The organism is Shouchella phoenicis (genome assembly GCF_047238345.1).
Lineage (GTDB): Bacteria > Bacillota > Bacilli > Bacillales > Bacillaceae_D > Shouchella.
On the sequence record NZ_JBDFMQ010000001.1, the window covers coordinates 3,502,635 to 3,522,498 of the forward strand.

Annotated in this window: 17 protein-coding genes; 4 read left to right on the forward strand and 13 right to left on the reverse strand. The window is 40.7% G+C overall.

What is annotated here, in order from left to right:
* Positions 1–18: 18 nt before the first annotated feature.
* Positions 19–1,236, reverse strand: a complete 1,218-nt coding sequence (locus tag ABC361_RS18715; protein ID WP_413075356.1) for an FtsW/RodA/SpoVE family cell cycle protein — start codon at positions 1,234–1,236, stop codon at positions 19–21.
* A gap of 136 nt (positions 1,237–1,372) precedes the next feature.
* Here ABC361_RS18715 and galE point away from each other — a divergent pair, with 136 nt between their 5' ends.
* The 3 genes from galE (at position 1,373) to ABC361_RS18730 (ending at position 4,181) form a co-directional block, all read left to right on the forward strand.
* Positions 1,373–2,386, forward strand: a complete 1,014-nt coding sequence (gene galE, locus ABC361_RS18720; RefSeq protein ID WP_413075357.1) for a UDP-glucose 4-epimerase GalE — start codon at positions 1,373–1,375, stop codon at positions 2,384–2,386.
* Between the two features lie 154 nt (positions 2,387–2,540).
* Positions 2,541–2,810 carry a GNAT family N-acetyltransferase gene (locus ABC361_RS18725; protein ID WP_413075358.1) on the forward strand — a complete coding sequence of 90 codons (270 nt, stop codon included), beginning with the start codon at positions 2,541–2,543 and terminating at the stop codon, positions 2,808–2,810.
* Between the two features lie 96 nt (positions 2,811–2,906).
* Positions 2,907–4,181 carry a hypothetical protein gene (locus ABC361_RS18730; protein WP_413075359.1) on the forward strand — a complete coding sequence of 425 codons (1,275 nt, stop codon included), beginning with the start codon at positions 2,907–2,909 and terminating at the stop codon, positions 4,179–4,181.
* A 14-nt stretch (positions 4,182–4,195) separates the two neighbouring features.
* Here ABC361_RS18730 and ABC361_RS18735 read toward each other — a convergent pair whose 3' ends face one another.
* The 5 genes from ABC361_RS18735 to fabZ form a co-directional block, all read right to left on the reverse strand.
* Entirely contained in the window at positions 4,196–5,440 is a 1,245-nt protein-coding gene (locus ABC361_RS18735) for a DNA polymerase IV (protein WP_413075360.1), read from the reverse strand.
* Between the two features lie 260 nt (positions 5,441–5,700).
* Positions 5,701–7,221 carry a C40 family peptidase gene (locus ABC361_RS18740; RefSeq protein ID WP_413075361.1) on the reverse strand — a complete coding sequence of 507 codons (1,521 nt, stop codon included), beginning with the start codon at positions 7,219–7,221 and terminating at the stop codon, positions 5,701–5,703.
* 442 nt (positions 7,222–7,663) lie between these two features.
* Positions 7,664–8,614: an agmatinase family protein gene (locus tag ABC361_RS18745; RefSeq protein WP_413075362.1), complete on the reverse strand. Its 951-nt coding sequence runs from the start codon at positions 8,612–8,614 to the stop codon at positions 7,664–7,666.
* Positions 8,615–8,728: 114 nt separating this feature from the next.
* Positions 8,729–11,407, reverse strand: a complete 2,679-nt coding sequence (locus ABC361_RS18750; protein WP_413075363.1) for a YhgE/Pip family protein — start codon at positions 11,405–11,407, stop codon at positions 8,729–8,731.
* A gap of 289 nt (positions 11,408–11,696) precedes the next feature.
* Positions 11,697–12,119 carry a 3-hydroxyacyl-ACP dehydratase FabZ gene (gene fabZ / locus ABC361_RS18755; protein WP_255224195.1) on the reverse strand — a complete coding sequence of 141 codons (423 nt, stop codon included), beginning with the start codon at positions 12,117–12,119 and terminating at the stop codon, positions 11,697–11,699.
* 141 nt (positions 12,120–12,260) lie between these two features.
* On the opposite strand from fabZ, the gene ABC361_RS18760 reads away from it, so the two are divergent.
* A complete protein-coding gene (locus ABC361_RS18760; RefSeq protein ID WP_413075364.1) occupies positions 12,261–13,025 on the forward strand; it encodes an alpha/beta hydrolase in 765 nt (254 codons plus the stop codon).
* A gap of 38 nt (positions 13,026–13,063) precedes the next feature.
* On the opposite strand, the gene ABC361_RS18765 is transcribed toward ABC361_RS18760, so the two are convergent.
* The 7 genes from ABC361_RS18765 to ABC361_RS18795 form a co-directional block, all read right to left on the reverse strand.
* Positions 13,064–13,690 (reverse strand): FMN-dependent NADH-azoreductase, encoded by a 627-nt coding sequence (locus ABC361_RS18765; protein ID WP_413075365.1) that lies wholly within the window; start codon positions 13,688–13,690, stop codon positions 13,064–13,066.
* 104 nt (positions 13,691–13,794) lie between these two features.
* Positions 13,795–14,871, reverse strand: a complete 1,077-nt coding sequence (locus ABC361_RS18770; RefSeq protein ID WP_413075366.1) for a Ger(x)C family spore germination protein — start codon at positions 14,869–14,871, stop codon at positions 13,795–13,797.
* Positions 14,868–15,968, reverse strand: coding sequence for a GerAB/ArcD/ProY family transporter (locus tag ABC361_RS18775; protein ID WP_413075367.1), 1,101 nt, complete (start codon positions 15,966–15,968; stop codon positions 14,868–14,870). The genes ABC361_RS18770 and ABC361_RS18775 overlap by 4 nt, the downstream gene beginning before the upstream one ends.
* Positions 15,969–15,985: 17 nt before the next feature.
* Positions 15,986–17,500, reverse strand: coding sequence for a spore germination protein (locus ABC361_RS18780; RefSeq protein ID WP_413075368.1), 1,515 nt, complete (start codon positions 17,498–17,500; stop codon positions 15,986–15,988).
* A gap of 145 nt (positions 17,501–17,645) precedes the next feature.
* Positions 17,646–18,266, reverse strand: coding sequence for a DNA-directed RNA polymerase subunit beta (locus ABC361_RS18785; protein ID WP_413075369.1), 621 nt, complete (start codon positions 18,264–18,266; stop codon positions 17,646–17,648).
* 20 nt (positions 18,267–18,286) lie between these two features.
* Positions 18,287–19,063 carry a flagellar hook-basal body protein gene (locus tag ABC361_RS18790; protein ID WP_413075370.1) on the reverse strand — a complete coding sequence of 259 codons (777 nt, stop codon included), beginning with the start codon at positions 19,061–19,063 and terminating at the stop codon, positions 18,287–18,289.
* Between the two features lie 11 nt (positions 19,064–19,074).
* Positions 19,075–19,863: a flagellar hook-basal body protein gene (locus ABC361_RS18795; RefSeq protein ID WP_413075371.1), complete on the reverse strand. Its 789-nt coding sequence runs from the start codon at positions 19,861–19,863 to the stop codon at positions 19,075–19,077.
* Position 19,864: the final 1 nt, after the last annotated feature.

The window sequence follows — 19,864 nt, forward strand, 5'->3', positions numbered from 1 at the left end:
ATGCATTAGCAGGTCTTTTTATCCTCGTACGCGTTCCATATTGGCTGCTTCTCTTGATGTCTCAAACATATAGCTTTTTTGCCTCATCGCAATGTTTAGCACAACACCAATCGCAATTAGGTTCGTCATGAGTGCACTTCCTCCATAACTTAAAAACGGAAGCGCAATTCCTGTAACAGGCATTAAGCCAACTGTCATCGCGATATTTTGAAAAATTTGAAACGTCAACATCCCAGCTATCCCTGCAATAATATACGTCCCGTATAAATCCTTGCATGCCATTGCCAGCACGACCATTCGATAAATAAGTAGAAAGAATACACATATGACAAAGGTTGAACCAATAAAACCAAACTCCTCGCCAATGACTGCAAAAATAAAATCGGTATGCAATTCTGGTATAGCGGCATTCGCTGCTTGAACGCTATTTAAAAACCCTACACCTGTCAATTGTCCCGAACCGATACCGATGGTTGCACCTAGGGTTTGCATCGCATAACTCGATGCATATTCCTCAGGGTAGAGCCACCCGTAAATTCGCTCAAGTTGATGTGACTCTAATATCTCCCAAGCAATAAGTAAATCGACATAGTTAAAAAAGAGATAAAAAATGAACGCCACAAAAATGACTCCCGCACCTGCCAAGGATAAAATCATTTTTAATGACATGTTAGAAACTAAAATTGCAACAGCCACAATAGAGACAAGAACAAGAGCTGAACCAAGATCTGGCTGCTTTAAAACTAAAAAGATCGGTGGTAAACTCACTGCTACAATGAGACCTAATTTTATTAAATCAGCTTTCAATCCTTGTTCGGGATAGCGTCGGTTCAAATAGAAAACAAGATGTGCTAGCGTAAGCACTAAAATAATTTTCATAATTTCCGATGGTTGGTAAATGGCAGATCCGTTTACGCCAATCCACCTTGTTGCATTATTAACTGTTACACCAAAAAATTCTACAATTAAAAGTAAAATCATACCAAACGCATAAAGTGGGATTGTTAAATATTTAAAATATTCGTAATCAATAAGCATGATGATTGCAATTAAAATGGCTCCAATTATCATCCAACGCGCTTGTGACAAAACAAAGACATGACGATAGGCTTCATCTGAAACATATTGAGCTGTCGTCCCCGCATATATGGCCATCGCGCTTATACATAAAAGCAAAAATACTAGGAAGAGTAACGTATAATCAATTCGGTCACGCCAATGCTTATCCCGTTCCATGATACCCCCCTTTTTTCCTTTACATCCCTACTATCATACCATGTTTTTCGTTGCAACGTCGCGAATCATCTTGCATTTTACTTTTCGATTTTTTATTTGATATAATTAATCTAACCTATTATAAAGGAGTTTTTTTATGTCCATTCTTGTCACTGGAGGCGCTGGATACATCGGAAGCCATACATGTGTAGAGCTACTGAACGCTGGATTTGATGTGGTCGTAGTAGATAATCTTACGAACAGTCGTGAAATCACACTAAAAGAAGTTGAATCGATTACAAATAAAAACTTAACACTTTATTCAGTAGATTTACTCGACTCGGAATCCTTACATAAGGTTTTTGAAAACCACACCATCGACGCAGTGATTCATTTTGCCGGTTTAAAAGCGGTTGGTGAATCAGTTGAAAAACCACTCTATTATTACGAAACGAATTTACGTACTACGATTAACTTATGTAAAGTCATGGAAGCACATCATGTACATAAACTTGTATTTAGCTCTTCTGCTACTGTATACGGAATTCCTGAACAGGTTCCTGTCTTAGAAACGGCACCGATCCAAGCTACAAATCCGTACGGTCGTACAAAGATTATGATCGAAGACATCTTACGTGATGTTGCCGCAGCGAGTGATAAATGGAGCATCTCACTATTGCGTTACTTTAATCCGATCGGCGCTCATAAAAGTGGACGTATTGGGGAGGAACCAAGCGGGATTCCAAATAACTTAATGCCGTATATCACTCAAGTTGCAGTTGGAATAAGGGACGAGCTCTCCGTCTTTGGCGATGACTATCCTACAGAAGATGGCACATGCGTCCGTGATTATATTCACGTTGTTGATTTAGCATTAGGTCATCTAAAAGCACTTGAAAAACTTGATTCTTCCTCTGGAACTCAAGCATACAACTTAGGAACCGGAAATGGATACAGTGTTTTCCAAGTGATCTCAGCCTTTGAAGAAGCTTCAGGAAAAACCATTCCAAAAAAAGTTGCCCCACGTCGTGCTGGAGATGCCCCTGTCACGTACGCCGATGCAACAAAAGCGGAACAAGACTTAGGTTGGAAAGCGGAACGTGGCCTTCTAGAAATGTGCGAAGACTCGTGGCGCTGGCAATCTCACCGATCAAAACAAAACGCAAAATAAAGAGACAAGCTTCGGAGGCGACAAGATGCTTCGAAGCTTTTTCTTCGTACCTATGTATACAGCCCCCTTTAACCGTTGACACTAATCTTATTGTGTTAAGCAGTAGACATTCTGGGTATAGATAAAAAAGTAAAAAAACGAAAGAGGGATGGACATGCAGATAAAGAAATCAGCTGAACAATACTGGATGGAGTCGGATCAGCAAGAGAAGATTGCTGAACTAACGTTTACAGATAATGAACAAACACTTACGATCACCCATACATTTGTAAAACCAGATCATCGAGAACAAGGGCTAGGCGCTAAATTGATTGCAGCACTTGTGGAAGACGCTCGAAAAAATAAGCAGAAAATTGATCCTGTCTGTCCATATGCCGACGCACAATTTGAACAACATCCTGAATATAAAGACGTCCTTCTCTAAGGTTGTACAAAATCTTTCATACTTTCGTCCTTGTTTTCATGTTAAGATAGGGAAAGATTTGCATGATTATAAATTTATTTACACGGAGGACTTTCGATGAAAACAACCTTCACTATTTGCACTCGTTTGCGATTTGTGAGTGTTCTTTTTGGTGTCATGTTACTAGCAGCATGCACAACACCCGAAAGTAGTCCTGCTCCTAATAATCCCGATGATCCAAATAATCAATCGAATAGTCAAAACGACGAGAATAACGTAAGCGAAGAAGAGCATCACCGTCAAACAAACGAGGAGCATGACGAAAGTGAATTAACTTTCTCTGTAGGAAACGAAACCCAAACACTTTCTGCTGAAGTCATAACAGCCCCGTTTGACGCCATGTATACCGTACCCGATGAAATGGACATATCCACCAGTGATCAAGCGTTAACGTTTACCGGTACTTCTACTTTGCCCTATGACTTACAGATTACGGTCAGCACGGAACCACTTCCTTCCGACGTTGATTTAGCTAAACAACGGGATTATACATCTTTATCTTTGCGCTCAAATGAAAATGAGCCGAATGACATCGACTTAGAGCTTTTTCCGGAGCTGCCATTTGACTACTATTATTTAATCGAAACAGATAACGAAACAATCCATCGACTCGGTCTTTTTGATGAAGAAACGGACAAGATGTATCGCGCAACTTTAAATACACCAGAAATTGCAGCCACAGATCCAGATTCTTATCGTGCCGTTGTAAGCCTTTTTCACGCAATTGTGTCTTCAGCCAATGATATAGATGAAGACATTAATGTGGATGACGACCTTGCCTCTATGCCTCTTCTTGATAAACTACAGGACCGATCCACTCACGATGAACAGGAAGAAACTGTTGATGAAGATTCTTCTGTTATGTCCATTCATTTTGAAGAAGAAGAGCATAACTTTTTTGTTGAGTCGCACACTCTTTTTGACTCCATTACGATTTCTCTTCCACAAGGCTACGAGAAACGATCTTTAGGCGAGAATTCATATAGTTTTACAAACCGAGAGGATGATGAATTCAGTGCTATCACACTCATTGTCGGGTTAACGCACCCTGACATTCCTCTTGACCTACATGTGAATGCTTTACGCTCATCAAATGAAGAATTACGAACAGAAGAGTATCCAATGCTTGATGTCTTCGACTATGTGTTTGTAGAAGAAATCAATGAAACGAAATTATTTCAGAGCGCTACGCTAATAAAAGAACGAGAAGATGGTCGAATATTTGAAGCATCAATTCGAACGACCGAATCCTCTCTTGATGATCTTGCTTTTACAAAGCTCATGACTTCTTTATTAGATGTAACCGATGAGGAGGAGGAGCCTGTTAAATAAGCAGGCTTCTTTTTTTATTTGTAATGTCCGCCGATTTTTTTGCTTCGATCAAGAAGCTGAGAAGCTTGCGTTAATGAAGATGCTCGTTGAATCGAGACTTTTCCATACCTGTCACGAATTTGATCCATGACATAACCGATTTGGGAAAGCCGATCGCGATTTTCGTTATCATCCAGCAAACTCATTTGCCAATTTTGATCGCTTTGAAGATTGGTGATCCCTACACTTACGCGACGAACGGGAAAACCATCCCAATATCGCTCTAAAAGCTTATTGACACCTTTAAATACTTCCATTGTAATATTTGTTTCAATTGGCAACGTTAGCTGTCGATGAATGCTTCGCTTCTCAACATGAGTCGCCCCGTTTAATCCTAAGCTAATCGTCGCCCCCATCTTTCCAGCGTGACGCGCTCGTGAACACACCTCTTCACATAATTCCAGTAGCACAACATGTAAATCGGCTTTTTTTACATAGTCACGGGGGAGGGTCATCCCGTTGCCAAATCCCTTTCTTCCGGCATGAGCCGCTCGGGTTACCGGTGAGTAATCAACGCCATTTGCAGACATCCATACAACCTGACCATGCAAGCCAAACTTTTCTTTAATACGCGCACCCTCTGTTTGCGCGAGCTGACCAATGGTACGAATGCCCATGCTTTTAAAGTGGAGCTCCATTTTCTTACCGACTCCAAATAAGTCACCGATAGGAAGCGGCCACATCTCCAACTCAATCATATCTTTCGCTAATGTATGAACGCCGTTTTTATTCTTTTTTGCAAATAGGTCGCATGCCAGTTTAGCAAGGATTTTATTTTCCCCAATGCCTATTCGCGCTCGTAAACCCATTTCATGTTTAATCCGTTCTTGAATGATGTGGGCAATCTGTCGAGGACTACCAAACAAGCGCTGACTCCCGGTCACATCCATAAATTGTTCATCAATTGAATAAGGTTCTACCAAGTCCGTATATTCACCGATTAGTTTAGAAATCCGAATTGATACATCTACGTATTTCTGCATTTGAGGTTTGACAACGACGACGTCAGCACATTTTTGCTGGGCCTCATACAATCGTTCTGCATTTTGAATGCCTTTTGCTTTAGCAAGTGGACACGCTGCTAAAATAACCCCACTTCTTCGATTCGGGTCTCCTGATACGACAAGAGGCCTTCCAGCATACTCTGGATTTTCTACATGTTCAATTGAAGCATAAAAAGACTCCATATCGATTAATAAAATCGCTTGTTCCTTCGTCATTTGCCTACCTCCTCTCGTATAGTATACCCGAATATACGTTCCTAAACTAGCTAATATACGTATATACGTTCGTTTATTTTTGGTATCGCCGCCGAATATTTCCAAATAAAAAGACAAGCCTCCCTTTCCTAAGGGAAACTTGCCTTTTATCACGTAATTTTCCAATAAGTATAAATGGATAACCAATAAATTGGTTTAAACAAGAAAAAGCGTGGTATAGATACATATATCCATCCCACGCCTTGTTAGTAGTTATACTCTTAATGTAAACGTTTTGCACCTAAGTATCTCGGACCCCAGTATACATTGTTAAGATCAGATACTTCAACACCACGTGAAGAACCAGTGTGAATGAACTTGTTATCGCCAATATAAATACCGTTATGAGTCGGACCAGCTGCATATGTCTCAAAGAACACAATATCGCCAATGCTTGGAGAACTTACTGAAGTTCCAGCATTCCATTGAGCTGCTGCTGTACGAGGTACTTCAAGTCCATTTTGACGGAAAATGTATTGAATCATTCCGCTACAATCAAATCCTGCTGTTGTCGTTCCTCCCCATAGATAAGGCACACCAATAACTGATTGCGCTGAAGAAATCAAACCTGAAACAACATTGCTTGAGCTAGCAGTAGATGTGTTGCTTGTGCTCGTATTTGTTGCTGGAGCTGCATTGTTATTCGTGCTTGGTGCAGGAGCAGCTGCATTTGATGAAGAATTGGAGCTCTCAGAAGCTGTAGACTCACTGCTTGAAGATGAGTTTGAGCTATTATTTGAGCTCGTGCTCTCGCTTGAAGATGAGCTATTGTTTGAGCTTGTGCTTTCGCTTGTAGATGAGCTGCTCGTGCTTGCAGATGCTGGGCTACCGTTAAGCGTACTTTGTGTGCCTGATCCTACGATACCGTCAACAGAAATACCATTTGTGCGTTGGAATTCCATAACTGCATTTTTTGTAATCTCACCATAGTAACCAGTTGGCTCTTGATTAAAGTAACCAAGTGTACGTAATTGTTGTTGTAATTCTGTTACGTTTTCACCACGTGTACCTACACGCATAGCAGATGAAGAAGATGATGGTGACTCAGAAGCTTGCTCTTTAGGCTCTGAAGTCTCTTCTGTTGTCGTTTCTGCTTCTGTTGTTGTTTCTGTTGTCGTTTCTGCAGGCTTTGTTTCTGCAGGCTTCGACTCTGTTGTAGTCGTTTCTGACGCTACAGGTTGAGCATCTACATTATTTAACGCGCCACGTGTCTCTGGACCAACGATTCCATCAATTAAACGTAATCCTTGCTCTTTTTGGAACGCAATGACTGCATCACGTGTAATTGAACCGTAGTAGCCAGTAGAAGATTGGTTAAAGAAACCTAAAGAGCGCAACTCGTCTTGAAGATTTGTTACACTGTCTCCTCTACTACCGATTCGTAATAAATTTGATTGTTGTGTCGTTGTTTCTTTCTTTACTTCTGTGTTTGAAGATTTTTTATCTAATAGCGCACCGAATGTTTCAGGCCCCGCAATGCCGTCCACTCGAAGGTTATTTTCTTTTTGATAATCCAATACAGCGTCACGCGTGTATGTCCCAAAATAACCTGTTGCCGTATGATATGTAAAAAATCCTTTTTCTTTAAGTATGTTTTGCAGTTCTGTTACATCTTGATGAGACATACCTTGTTTTAATACCTGATCACCGACTGCCGCTTCTGATTCCTGTGGAGCAACTGCTACAACTCCAGCAACAACGGCTGAAGAGAATAAAAATTTGTTTAAAGTTGATTTACTCAAGAGAATGCCTCCTCAAAATTTTAAGATTGATCTAGTTTGTTATGACATGAATGTGTAAGTTAAAATACTACATTATCTTCTTCGACAAGATTGACTAAATTTTACACGATATTTCGCTTCTAATCTATCAATGTAATCAAAATGTAATATTACAATTCAAGAGAAAACGTCAAAATCGCGATACTATCCCCGTTTTTTGCAGAAAAAAATTTTTCCAATCAGTAGATTACTAGCTTAATGATACAAAAAAACTTGGTGCCATTTAGACACCAAGTCTATTAAACCGTTTTTTATCGACTGAAGTGACGCTATTTCATACCGGCACGGCCTTAGCTATTCCGCAATAAACGCTCCATCGCTATTTAATTGACAATTGTTACAAACAATATTGCTATTATCATTCGTTAAATGACGAATACTATCTGTTATGAAATTCAATCAATTACTTAACAAGGCCCTTTGCTTTAATATGTCCTGCTAAGGCATATAGAGCTAGTGTTGAAGCGAAATGAGACGATACATCATTGGCATCTTGCTGTGGATAGACTTCCACAAAATCCATTCCTACCACTCCTCTTGATGTAAATTCATGGACGAGCGTTAGCAATTCATACGATGTAAGACCGTTCGTATCGATTGGACCACCTGGGTTATAAGCAACATCTAACACATCGCTACAAACCGATAGATATACGAAGTCCACATCTTTCGCTGCTTCTTTGTAGAGTTTAGCCGCAAACTTCCGAAGATTATCTGTTTCTTTCATCTCTGTAAGTGTATACGTTTTTGCGCCAGCTTCTTGTGCGTAGCGCCCTGTTTCTGGTTTGTTTCTCGGCCCATGAATACCTAGGTGCAGCAAGCTTTCGTTGCGAACCTGATCCAGCTCATAAAGTCGAGCAAATGGCGTAGAACGCGCGTATTTTTCCCCTTCAAAATGTGGCATATTATCATAGTGCGCATCTAAATGGAGAATGCCAATTTTTTTATTTGGGTTTTGCTCCGCTAATCCAGCTAAAATCGGATACGTAATACCGTGGTCGCCTCCAAGCGCAATAGGGAAAGCATCTTTCCCCCATACATCTTTAGCGAACGTTCGAATTCGCTTCATTGTTTCTTCCACATCTGCTGGAACCACGTCAATATCACCTAAGTCAGCAAGCTTCAGGTGTTCAAATACATCGATATGGTTCAGCTCAGGCAAATACCCCGAGTAGCGTCCTGAAGAAAGACGCATCACTTTAGGACCTAACTCACATCCCGTGTAGTCTCCCCATGTTACAGCCCCCTCCCAAGGGACACCGTAAATAAGAACATCTGCATCTTGAATCTGTTCAACTGTACCATTTTTTGCCCCTAAAAAAGGGGGCGTATTTCCATAGATAGGCTCTGTCATCAATGATCGCTCCTCTATAAACCATTTCTCCCTGTATTCATACCTGTTTGACGAAAAAGAAAACATCTTTTCATAAGCATGTAGAATCGAAGAAGGTTTTTAAAAGCAACATATCTAGTCAATCATTCGACTTGATTTTGACTTTGCAGTTGTCGCTTCCATTCGTTTTGCTAGAGGTTTTTTTAACAATAACCCAAAAGCAAGCGCAAGCACAAAGATCAAGATAAGCCAACCAATCATGGACCACACCGTCGGCCACACCATACCAGCTACCGCTTCTCTTAACAAATTAATGGCGTACGTAAACGGCAAAAACGGGTTAATCGCTTGAAAAAATGGTGGCGCCACTTGAATAGGAAATGTACCGCCTGCCCCTGATAACTGAAGTACCATCAACACAATTGCCAGCGCTTTTCCGATATTCCCAAATACAGAGGCTAAGGTGTAGACAATCGTCATAAACACGAAGCCTGTTAGAATGGTAAACAAAATAAAATAAAATGGGTGAGCCGCGTACGTACCTAATAAAAGCAAATTCCCCACGCTCACTATAACCCCTTGTAACAAGCTAACGAGTAAAAACAAGACAAGTCGCCCTAAATAAATATGATGATAGCGATAGCCTTCTCGCATATCCTTTGGGTGCACATCTGTTTTCAATAAGTTAACTAATAATAACGAGCCAACCCATAAAGACAAGGCTGTATAGAACGGTGCATTTGCAGAGCCATAATTCGGTATTGGATAGAGTTGATTTTCGACAAGTTGGACGGGTTCTCTAAAAAAAGCACTCTCTTCTTCAATATCATTCCGTAGAAGCGAAATCATGTCGTTTAAATCGTGATTCTCATCAAATTCTCGGATTCGATCTGCCGCTGTTCCGACGGATTCCTCTAAATCTGGTAGTTGTTCATTCGAAAACTGGGCAAGTTCTGCCAACGTTTCTTCAAACTGAGGCAAATTCGTTTCAATGACATCAATTACGCTTGATAATTCCTCTTCAATCGTTGGCAAATCCTCACGAACAAAATCTGCTGCCTGATGAATCTGGTTTTCAATACCAGGAAAATCGTCCGCGAAAAATTCGTTAACATTGTGAATGAGTTCTTTCATCCTTGGTAATTCCGTTTCAATAAACGCAAGTCCTTCTTGTAGCTGAGCTCGAACTCCTGGTAATTCAGCGAGTAGCGTTTCGATTTGTGCCTCTCCAGAAGCACGTACATCGTCAGCTCGATCGAGTAATGCTTCAATTTCTGGTAATCGTTCTTCCTGTTCCCGAATCGTTGCACCAACACTATTCACATCTTCTTGCAGCTGGTTTATCCCCGATTTTATGGAGGTTTTCGACTCGTCATTAAATAAACCTTGTGCCATCTGTGCATGTTCTTGAACAGATGTAACCTGACTACGAACCGACTCAAGCTGACTTGAATCGAGTTCAGATGTAGAAGCTAACGTTTCGATTCCTTGGTTAACAACAGATTGCAGTTGATTGACCTGTTCGTTCAGTGCATTTAGTGTCTGCACGAATGCATCTATTTCATTATTTGGTGCTACCATTTGCAACTGTTCTAAAAATGAAATCGCGTTCGTCAATGCTTCTTGATTCGAAACAAGCAAGCGATTTGCTTGTTCTAATTGTTCAATCGCATTATCGACGCCTTCCCCTGATTCGGCTTGTGCTATCGCTGTTAAGATAAGATCAGCTGCTTGATCAATAATGTGAGCCTGTGTGTTTACCACCTCAACAAACGGATCAACCGCTTGCTCAAGCTGATTTAAGACCTCATTCATTTGTTGCGTATATTGCTCCATATTCCCGCTCATTTGTGAGACAGTTGGCAATGCCTCTTCTGCCTTTACAAGTGCATCTTCCGCTGTTTGGAGCAGTTCCAGCGTATTAATTAATTGTTGCTCAATCTCATCAAGACGACCATCTACTTCGTTTGCTTGCGCGACGATCTCGTCTATTTCTGGTAAAACACGCTCTACCTCCACTAATCGATCAGAAACTTGATGAACGGTAGGAAGATAGCCTTCCATTTGTACAATGACATCGGCGCCTTCGTTAATGGTGTCAAACTCATCTTCAACTGCTAGGAATCGATCTAATTTTTCTCTTAACTCCGGCCAATCATTTTGTAACGCCACCACTTTAGAGCCAACGTCATTAATTTCTGGAAAACGATCCTCCAACTCAAAAATGAGCGTTTCAATACGACGAATCGTCGGTAATTCGTTTTCTAACTCAATTCCAATATCATTCAACTGACTAAATAACGATCGAGAAGCTTCTTCAAGAAACTGCTGGCTAATTTCATCTACAACCGCAGAAGCACCAGCAGAAGTCATTTTGGGCGCAATCGCGTTCATTTTTTCGTTTACTTCATAATGAACTTCGGGCGCTTCGGGATTGCCATCAATTACGCTGGTTAGCTGGGCTGAAAATTGTGGTTCAATGTAGACACTTGCATAGTAATCGCCGTTTCGAACACCTTGTTCTGCCTGATCTCTGTCAACAAAGACCCAACCCATTTGATTGTTATCTGCTAAGTTATCAACGAGCTCGTCTCCAACGTTAATCGCATCATGATCTACCGTTGCCCCCTCATCTTCATTCACAATTGCTACTTTAATGCCTTCTGTATTGCTATACGGATCCCAAGAAGCCGCAATATTAAACCAAGCATACAGAGCAGGCAAAAAAGCAAGACCTATCAAAAGAAGCGCAACTAGAGGGACTCTTTTCAAATTCCGAAAATCTTGCTTAATAATCTCAAGCACCTGTCTCATTTGCGTATCGTTCTCCTTCACTCATTACTGATACATATGATACAAGAGAGATTAATAATAGACAATAATTATCCACAAATAGAAAAAAAGCGTCAAATCCCTTACACATAAAGGCTTTCAAGGTCAAAAAACAACGTAATGCAATCATATAAAATCGTGTGAAATTAAGGATCATCCGGTTATTTTCATACAACATTTCCAAATGCAAAAAAACACGTTGAAAGACGTTCCCGTCTCACACGTGCTTTTCTTCATGTCGTTTCTAACATTTACTTACGTTGGAATCAAATTATTTAAAGGCAAACGTCATGTCTGCTTGAGCGGCTACCTCTCCATCAACATAAGCCACTCCTGTAGCCTTAGCAACAGGACCTTTCATGCGCGTAATTTCAATTTCTAAGCGCAGTTGATCCCCAGGACGGACTGGTCGTTTAAACTTACACTGATCAATGGCAGCGAACAAGCCAATTTTCGTTGTTTCTTCATGTGCTTTCGCAACAGCAATTCCAGAAACTTGCGCCAGTGCCTCCACAATAAGTACACCTGGCATAACCGGATAGTCTGGAAAATGCCCATTAAAAAATTCTTCGTTTACCGTGACATTTTTTATACCTACTGCACGTTTTCCTGCCTCTAACTCAAGCACCTTGTCCACTAATAAAAATGGATAGCGATGAGGGATTAACGCTTTAATCTCTTCAATTGTTAACACGAAAGACGCCTCCTTCATTCCTTTAAGTTCGCCTTATTCTATCATAACTTCTTCTTGAATCCTAAATGCTAGAGGGTTTTTAAAAGGAACAGCGAATACACAATTGGACAAGATGAAACGCTTATAAGGAGAGAAAATGCAATGGCACTTATACATATGACAAGTTCATTTCAATCAATTGGAAAAGATGCAGGTGTCCAAATGATTTTACCTGATCATGCAGCAGCACCTTATCGCACGCTTTATTTGTTACACGGTTGGAGTGACAATGAAACTGCTTGGATGCGCCACACGGCAATTGAACAATTAGCAAACGAGTACCATTTAGCTGTTGTCATGCCTGATGTTGGCCTTAGCTACTACACAGATATGGCCTTTGGTGGGAACTATTACACGTTTATAAAAGAAGAACTTCCACGCTTAGTCGAGCGGCATTTTTCCTTATCAAAAAAAGCAGAAGACCGTTATGTCGCTGGTTTATCTATGGGTGGCTTTGGTGCATTTAAACTTGCTTTAAATGAGCCACAATCCTACCGTGCTGCAGCTAGTTTCTCTGGCGCCCTGCTAATCGACGAGTTACTCAAACTTCAAGAACACAATCAAGACACCACTAGAAAACCATACATGCAAGCAGTCTTCGGTTTAAAAGGGAATGTTCAAAATACAGAAAATGATCTTCTTCACCTGCTAGGTCAACTTGAAAACAACTCGACCACAACCGCCTTCTTTCAATATTGTGGCACTGAAGATTTCCTCTATCCGATCAATCAACTGTTTCGTAAGCATGCAAAGAGTTCTTCCATTCAATCTTTTTATTCTGAAGGTCCAGGAGATCATGAGTGGCATTATTGGAACGAATGTTTGTCGAACTGGCTACAGCGCTTAGTCGAGTTACGATTTCTATAAAAAAACGCATGAAAGGAGATCCCTTCCATGCGTGACGATTAAAAGCGTTCAGCTACTGCTGCCACTTCTTTTAATCCTTCTTCTAAAATCTGATCTTTTTGATCTGGAGCGGCATTGTGCCCTTCAATAACAAGCTCTTCCGGGTCAATAATGCCCCACAAGGAAATCGTTTGACGGACAAGCTTCATCGCCATTTCCGCATTTGCCATTGGGGAGCCTTCAGAATACACACCACCGCGAGCACTAAGAAGCGCAACCTCTTTGTCTCCGGCTAAGCCAATTGGACCGTTCGCTGTATAGCGGAACGTAAATCCAGCTTGCGCTAAATACGACAAATACGTAATGAGTGGAGCTGGTACAGTGAAATTCCAAAGTGGAAATGCGATCACGACTTTGTCAGCTCTTGTAAACTGCTCTTGGTAGCTTTCAATCGTCGCAACAAGCTTCTGCTCTTCTTCAGTCAGCTCTGCGTCTTGCGCTTTCTTCGTTTGCGCAACAATCGCTTTCTCCCCATAGTAAGGTAAGTTTTGTTCAAAAAGATTGACCTCTTCAATCGTGTCTTGCTCGTGGTTCTTTTTATATGATTCAAGAAATTGATTATACATCTTTACGCTTACGCCGTGTTCCAGACGGTCGCTCGCATTAATCATTAGCACATTAGCCATTTCTTTTCATCCTCCTCTAAAAAAATGAACGTTTATCATTGTAACGCTATGACTGAAAATGTACAGTAGGTACTTTGAGGAAAGATAGTATATAAATGATACTGTCACTGACTCACGCCTGATTCGACAATCTCCACATCAACTTCCACATCTATATCCATGTCTTGGAACATCTCATACCATTCGTCTTCTGTTAGATTCTCTTTTTCCAGTTGTCGAGCACCAAATCCAATTGGATCAATTTGATACTCTTGCATCAGTTCAATAATACGCTCTACGCCCTTTGTCATATCCTCTTTTGCTGCTGCTGTAATTGCTTGTACTTGCTCGTCATTGATTAGGCCTCCAGAGTACTCGCTAATTCGTGTACGTATATTCACATGGGCTTGTAACAAATTAGCGTCTATATCTGATTTTAAATCTAAATTCGACCGAATTTCTCGAAGTACTGCAACTTCTCCCTCATCCTTAAGTTGAATCTCAATTACACCACCATTTTGATAACCATCCTTAATTAACTTTAAATAAAATGAATCTTTTAAATCAATATCAGTAGCGAACTTATCGTCTTTGAACAACGCAATGCCGTCAACTCTCAGTGCATCTTCTGTGTACGACATCATTGGCATGATTGGATCTTTCCCTTTTTCAAAATAAGCGCGCATAAATAAGTGCATATTAGTAAGTGGCAAATTACTATACTGTACATTGTGATTTAACATATCACTTATGTATGTGCCAATTTCCGTTTGCAACGGGAATTCACGACTTAACATTGTCTCTGTACTTCCACGCGTTACACACAAAAACGATTTAAGCGCAATCGTCGGATCACGGTAATAGGTGTCAAGAATTGAAAAAACCCCTTTTTCAGCTAACTCATCTTGAACGACAATGGCCGATATTTTCCCTCCATGTATAGGTCGAGATGACATCGCATTTAGCTTTAGACGAAGCTCTCTAGTAGAGCTTGATGTCGCTGATAACGTTGCATTGTTCATTTCCTCTTCAATGGAATATGCGGTTAATGTGACCGTGCCTTTAAACCGTTCATTCTCATCTTCGTCAAATCCAACAACTGTAATTAACTGTAACTCATCAATAATATTTGTTCTTAGTACACTAAAAAAAGGAAGCATCGCTAAAATGGTAATGATTGCAATGAACACAACCCTTTTCATACGTTCCTTCCTCCATTCTTTTTACGAATCAAACTAACGAGCAGTAGCAAGGGGATGATCCCAAAAATAAATACTGGCCCAATATAATTGATACTTGTGTTTAATAAGTCTACGGATGCACGTGTTGTAAATTGAATTGTAATAAGAAAAACAAGAAGCAATGTAAGCAAAAGCGTCGAACGATGCGTGACGTTAAACTGTTGTTTAAGCAAACGACTTGAGGCCCAAATTGTCAGAGCGATATTTGGAAAAATCACGAGAAGCCAAGTTGCAATGCCGATATATTCAATTCGTTCAATAAAAACAAAAGAAGCAATTTTCCAAGCACTTAACGTTGGCCAAATGGTTAATTCTAATTGTTCCGCGCTATAATAAACGAACGTTACGAGTGTGACGAATAAATAAGCGAACGTTGTCGCTAAACTGCCTAAGTGAGCATATCGCTGTACGCTTTCTTTGTTTTGAAGAAAAGGATAATAGACTAGAATGAGCTCTGCTCCAGCAAAACTTAACGTCAGAATAAATGCCGCATATAGGAGATCAACACCACTGGTCGATAGTATTGGATACAGATGATACCATTCTGCGTACTCTAAAACAGGAACAATGGTAGGTATTAAAAAAATTGGCAGCATAGAGAATAAGAACGTCAATCCCACTAACACGCGAAACCCTTTTAAGATGGCATAATAGGTGACAAGTAAAAAAGCTAAAGCAATTGACCACGTTGTAAGTTCAATATAAATCCACACCTGAATAATTTCGATATACGTTCGCAGCACCACTACTGCAAGCATTGCAAAATATAAACTGAATAGAAACGTCATGACACTTCCAAGCTTTTTTCCAAACAACGCTTTATGGATCGAATGAAGGTCTTGTTGTTGAGTCCGCTTAATCGTTTTAAAGATCATCCATATAATGATTTGATTCACCGCACCTGCAATTAAAACGGACAACCACGATTGATACCCTGCAATCTCTGCAATATAGCGAGAAAACCCTAAAACCCCTACACCAAACTGTGCGCTATGCACAAGAAAAAAAGCCATATACGCCGGGACTTGAAGTTGGTTTGGTGTTTGCTTAGCAGGCATCACGATACTCCTTTCCGTTAATAACCATCATCGATATCTTTTTTAGGCTGTCGTTCTTTTTTAAAAAAGCGTTTCTTTTCCTTTGTTTGTAAAAACCGAGGACGTGTTCCTTGCACTGATTGAGGTAGGCGCAAAATTGAATCTTTCATGTCAGCGAACGAGAAAGGATAAATTGGTGACATATAAGGTCTACCTAGAGAGGTCATTGATAACAAATGGCTTAAACATAAAACTGAGACTAAGGCGATGGCAATCAATCCCCATACTTGCGCAGCAATAATAAAGGGAAAACGAACTAATCGAATGGTTGTGCCCATTCGATAGACTGGAATTGTAAACGACGCTAAGGCAGCTAACGCGACGATAATTAGCAACACATTACTTGTTAATCCAGCTTCAACTGCGGCAGTTCCAATAACAATCCCGCCAACGATCCCTATGGTTTGACCGACTTTAGTTGGCAAGCGGGCTCCGGCCTCTCTCAACAATTCGATCGTTATTTCTAAAAAAAGGGCTTCCATTATTGGCGGAAAAGGCACAGCCGTCCTTGAAACAACCAGACTTGCAAACAAATCTTGAGGAATGATTTCTGGGTGATACGTTAAAATAGCGACATATAAAGGAGTTGCAAAAATAGAAAAGAAGACGGCCATCATCCTGACCAATCGCAGTGCAGAAGCCGCTTGCCACGAAAGAAAATAATCTTCAAACGCTGAAAGAAACTCTAATGCTGTTACAGGCACCACCAAAGCTTGGGGAGAACCATTCGTTAACAGCACAACCTTCCCTTCTAACAAGGCCCCTGCTGTTCGATCTGGCCTTTCTGTGTCAATAATTTGCGGAAAAATCGAGCGATTATCTTCAATTACATTTAAAAGCATTGAAGCGTCTTGAATTTGGTCGATTTCTAAGTCATGGATGCGTTGTGTAACCGTTTGTACATTTTCTTCATTTGCAATGGACTGGCAATAGACAATGTATACTTCCGTTTTAGAGTGAGTACCAACCGTATATTTTTTCATATACAAATCTGAAGATGGAATACGCTTCCGAATCAAATTTATGTTTACTTCTACAGATTCTATGAAAGACTCTTTTGAGCCAAAAACACTGAACTCAATTTCCGGAACGGTCACTTCACGATCTTCTTGATACGAAAGATCTACTAATACGTTCTTTTTCTTACCATCTTCAAAAAACTGAAACAATAACGAGCCTCGCAACAGCCCTTCATCGGCTTCAAGCGCAGTGTTGCATTCTTTCATTTCTGTTGTGTACAGCTTTTCTTTTAGCGCTTCAAACGTATAGGTGTGAATGCCAACTAACGGATGAAGGACATGGGAAGGCAGCTTTTGCATATCAATCATTGATTCAAAAAAATGAATGGTAAGTTGCTCATGAGCAAGGCTTAATTCTTCTCGTTTCTTATAGTCACTTGATTGACTAGCATGCTTCAAAACTTCTTCAATTGAGCGGAAGGAGGCAACATGTTTTTTTGCGTTATTTCTTCTTTCTTTATTTGAAAAAACCAATATGCTTCCCTCCCCATTTTTTTCTAGTATGTGAGACCTAATTGAATTCATACATCTTTCTTCGCTGATAAAAAAAAGAGATTGCCTCTAAAGTCATTGACATGACTTAGAGACAATCTCCTTTATTTACATTCTGGAATTGCGATTACTGCCCTCTGATGGTATCAATAATGTTGTACCAGAGTTCAGGGGTAAGAACTTCCCATGTATTGTCTTGACCACCGATAACGGAAAAACCGATAATTAATCCTAGTAATAGCGCCGCACCGGCAAGGATAGTGACAATGATAACTCGTAACCATATTGGAACAAGACGAATACGTTCCCGCTTATAAGGCTCATGGTTACCCTGTTCCTCTTCTTGTCTTCGTTTTCGCTCTTCCCTCGTCATCTTTTCTACTGCTGACGTAACTTCTTGTGATTCGTGTTGCTCCTCTAATTCGGCTATGTGCTCTTCGTTAGAAGCACTCGTGCCTTCTGAGGGTTGTGGTTCCTCACTTCCAACTTCTACCTCATCTAAGGACACTTCATCGCTTGCATCTTCTGAACTGTCTTTCGTTGAGTGAGCACCTGCTCCTGTAACAACAGCTTCCTCAAGCTGTTGATCGCTCGAAGAATCTTGTTTATGAAGGTGAGAGGTATCCTGGTTTATTGCATCCTCATCCGGTGTCTCATTCGAATTCTCATCCATCTCTTTTCCATCATCTGTATTGGACGAAGCTTCTTCTGACTCTTTTTCTGAAGCATCGCTACTTTCCTTACTCAAGTCCGCACCTCCCCCTCGCCTTAACGTCTAATGTTATTAACGAGGCCAGCCATATCATCGGAAAACGTGAATGCTCTTGCTTGTAGCTGGATTTGTCGCTGTGTCGCAATCAATTGTGTCATCTCTTGACTTATATCTACATTAGACTGCTCAAGTGCTTTTTGCATCACTTGGTCGTCTCCTGCTTGTAAAAATGCAGCATCGTCTAGCTGATACAAAAATTGATTTTCTCCAACTGCTTCTAGAGCTTGAGGTCGTTCAATTTCGGTCAACCCAAATGTCGGGATTACCTGCTCTGTCCCGTCAGCAAGCTCTGCGATGAGCCCCGTACTCTCTAAACGTACCGAAGTTGTTGATTGAGGTAGTGTAATTGGTTGTCCATTTGCGCCAAGAACTGGATCCCCGTTCTTCGTTACGAGTGAAAGACCGCCTCCCGTTTCAGAGAAATAAAACGTACCGTCTCTCGTTAATCGTTGACCTTCACTTGTAGCTATTGTAAAGAAAACATTCGGCTCAGTCAAAGCAAAGTCTAAGGCCCGCTCTGTTTCTTGAATACTTCCTTGAGTCATGGATAAGGCAGTTAAGGATGTTCTCGCACCGGTCCCTACTCTTAAACCATGAGGCGTTGAACGACTTTCATTTGGTTGATTTGTATATTCAGAAGAGAGCACATCCGAAAAAGAAACCGAGCGCCCTTTAAATCCAACTGTATGGGCGTTCGCAATATTATTTGAAAGTGTCTCTAGTTTCCTTTGAAGTTGATTAAGCGTTGCTGCTGAACCATACCCAGATATCATCTCAAGCCCCCTTAATTAATGCGTCCGACTTCATTAACGGTTTTTTCTAAACTTTGATCGTATGCTTGAATGACTTTTTGATTGGCTTCGAATAAGCGATAAGCTTGGAGCATTTCATTCATCGTTCTTGTCACGTCGACATTGCTATTTTCAAGCGCATATTGTTGCACTGAAAACATAGTATTTGTTTCATAAGCGGATTGCATTATCGTTTGATCATCTCGTACGTATCCATTGCCTTCTTTACTTAACGCATTCGTATCTTCTGCTATCATCACTTCAATGGTCCCTATCTCTTCTCCATCTACTGTAATGATTCCATTAGGTTGAACGGTAAATGAATCGTTCTCTACTTGTAACGGGTTTCCGTCGGTTCCCAAAACCATTCCACCACTTCCCGTCACTAGCGTACCATTCGCATCAACTTGGAAATTACCGTTTCGCGTATAGCGCGTTCCGTTTTCCGTATCGATAGCGAAAAAGATTGCTTGATTTGCTTCAGCGCCATTTTGAATTAAAGCGAAATCGGTTGCTTGTCCAGTCTGTTGAATATCACCTTGAGCCGCATTCATTACATGCTCCTGCAAGTAAACCGCTGTTGGAAGCTCACCTACAACTTGACGATTCTGTAAGGATTGTGCGTTATTTGCTTGCATCAGCATCGTTGGAAAAGAACGTGTCACCGATTGATCTGCTTTATAGCCCGTCGTATTTGAATTAGCGAGGTTATTGGATAACTGGTCTTGACGATATTGCATGGAAAGCATTCCACTCGTTGCTGTATAAAAGCCTTTTAACATG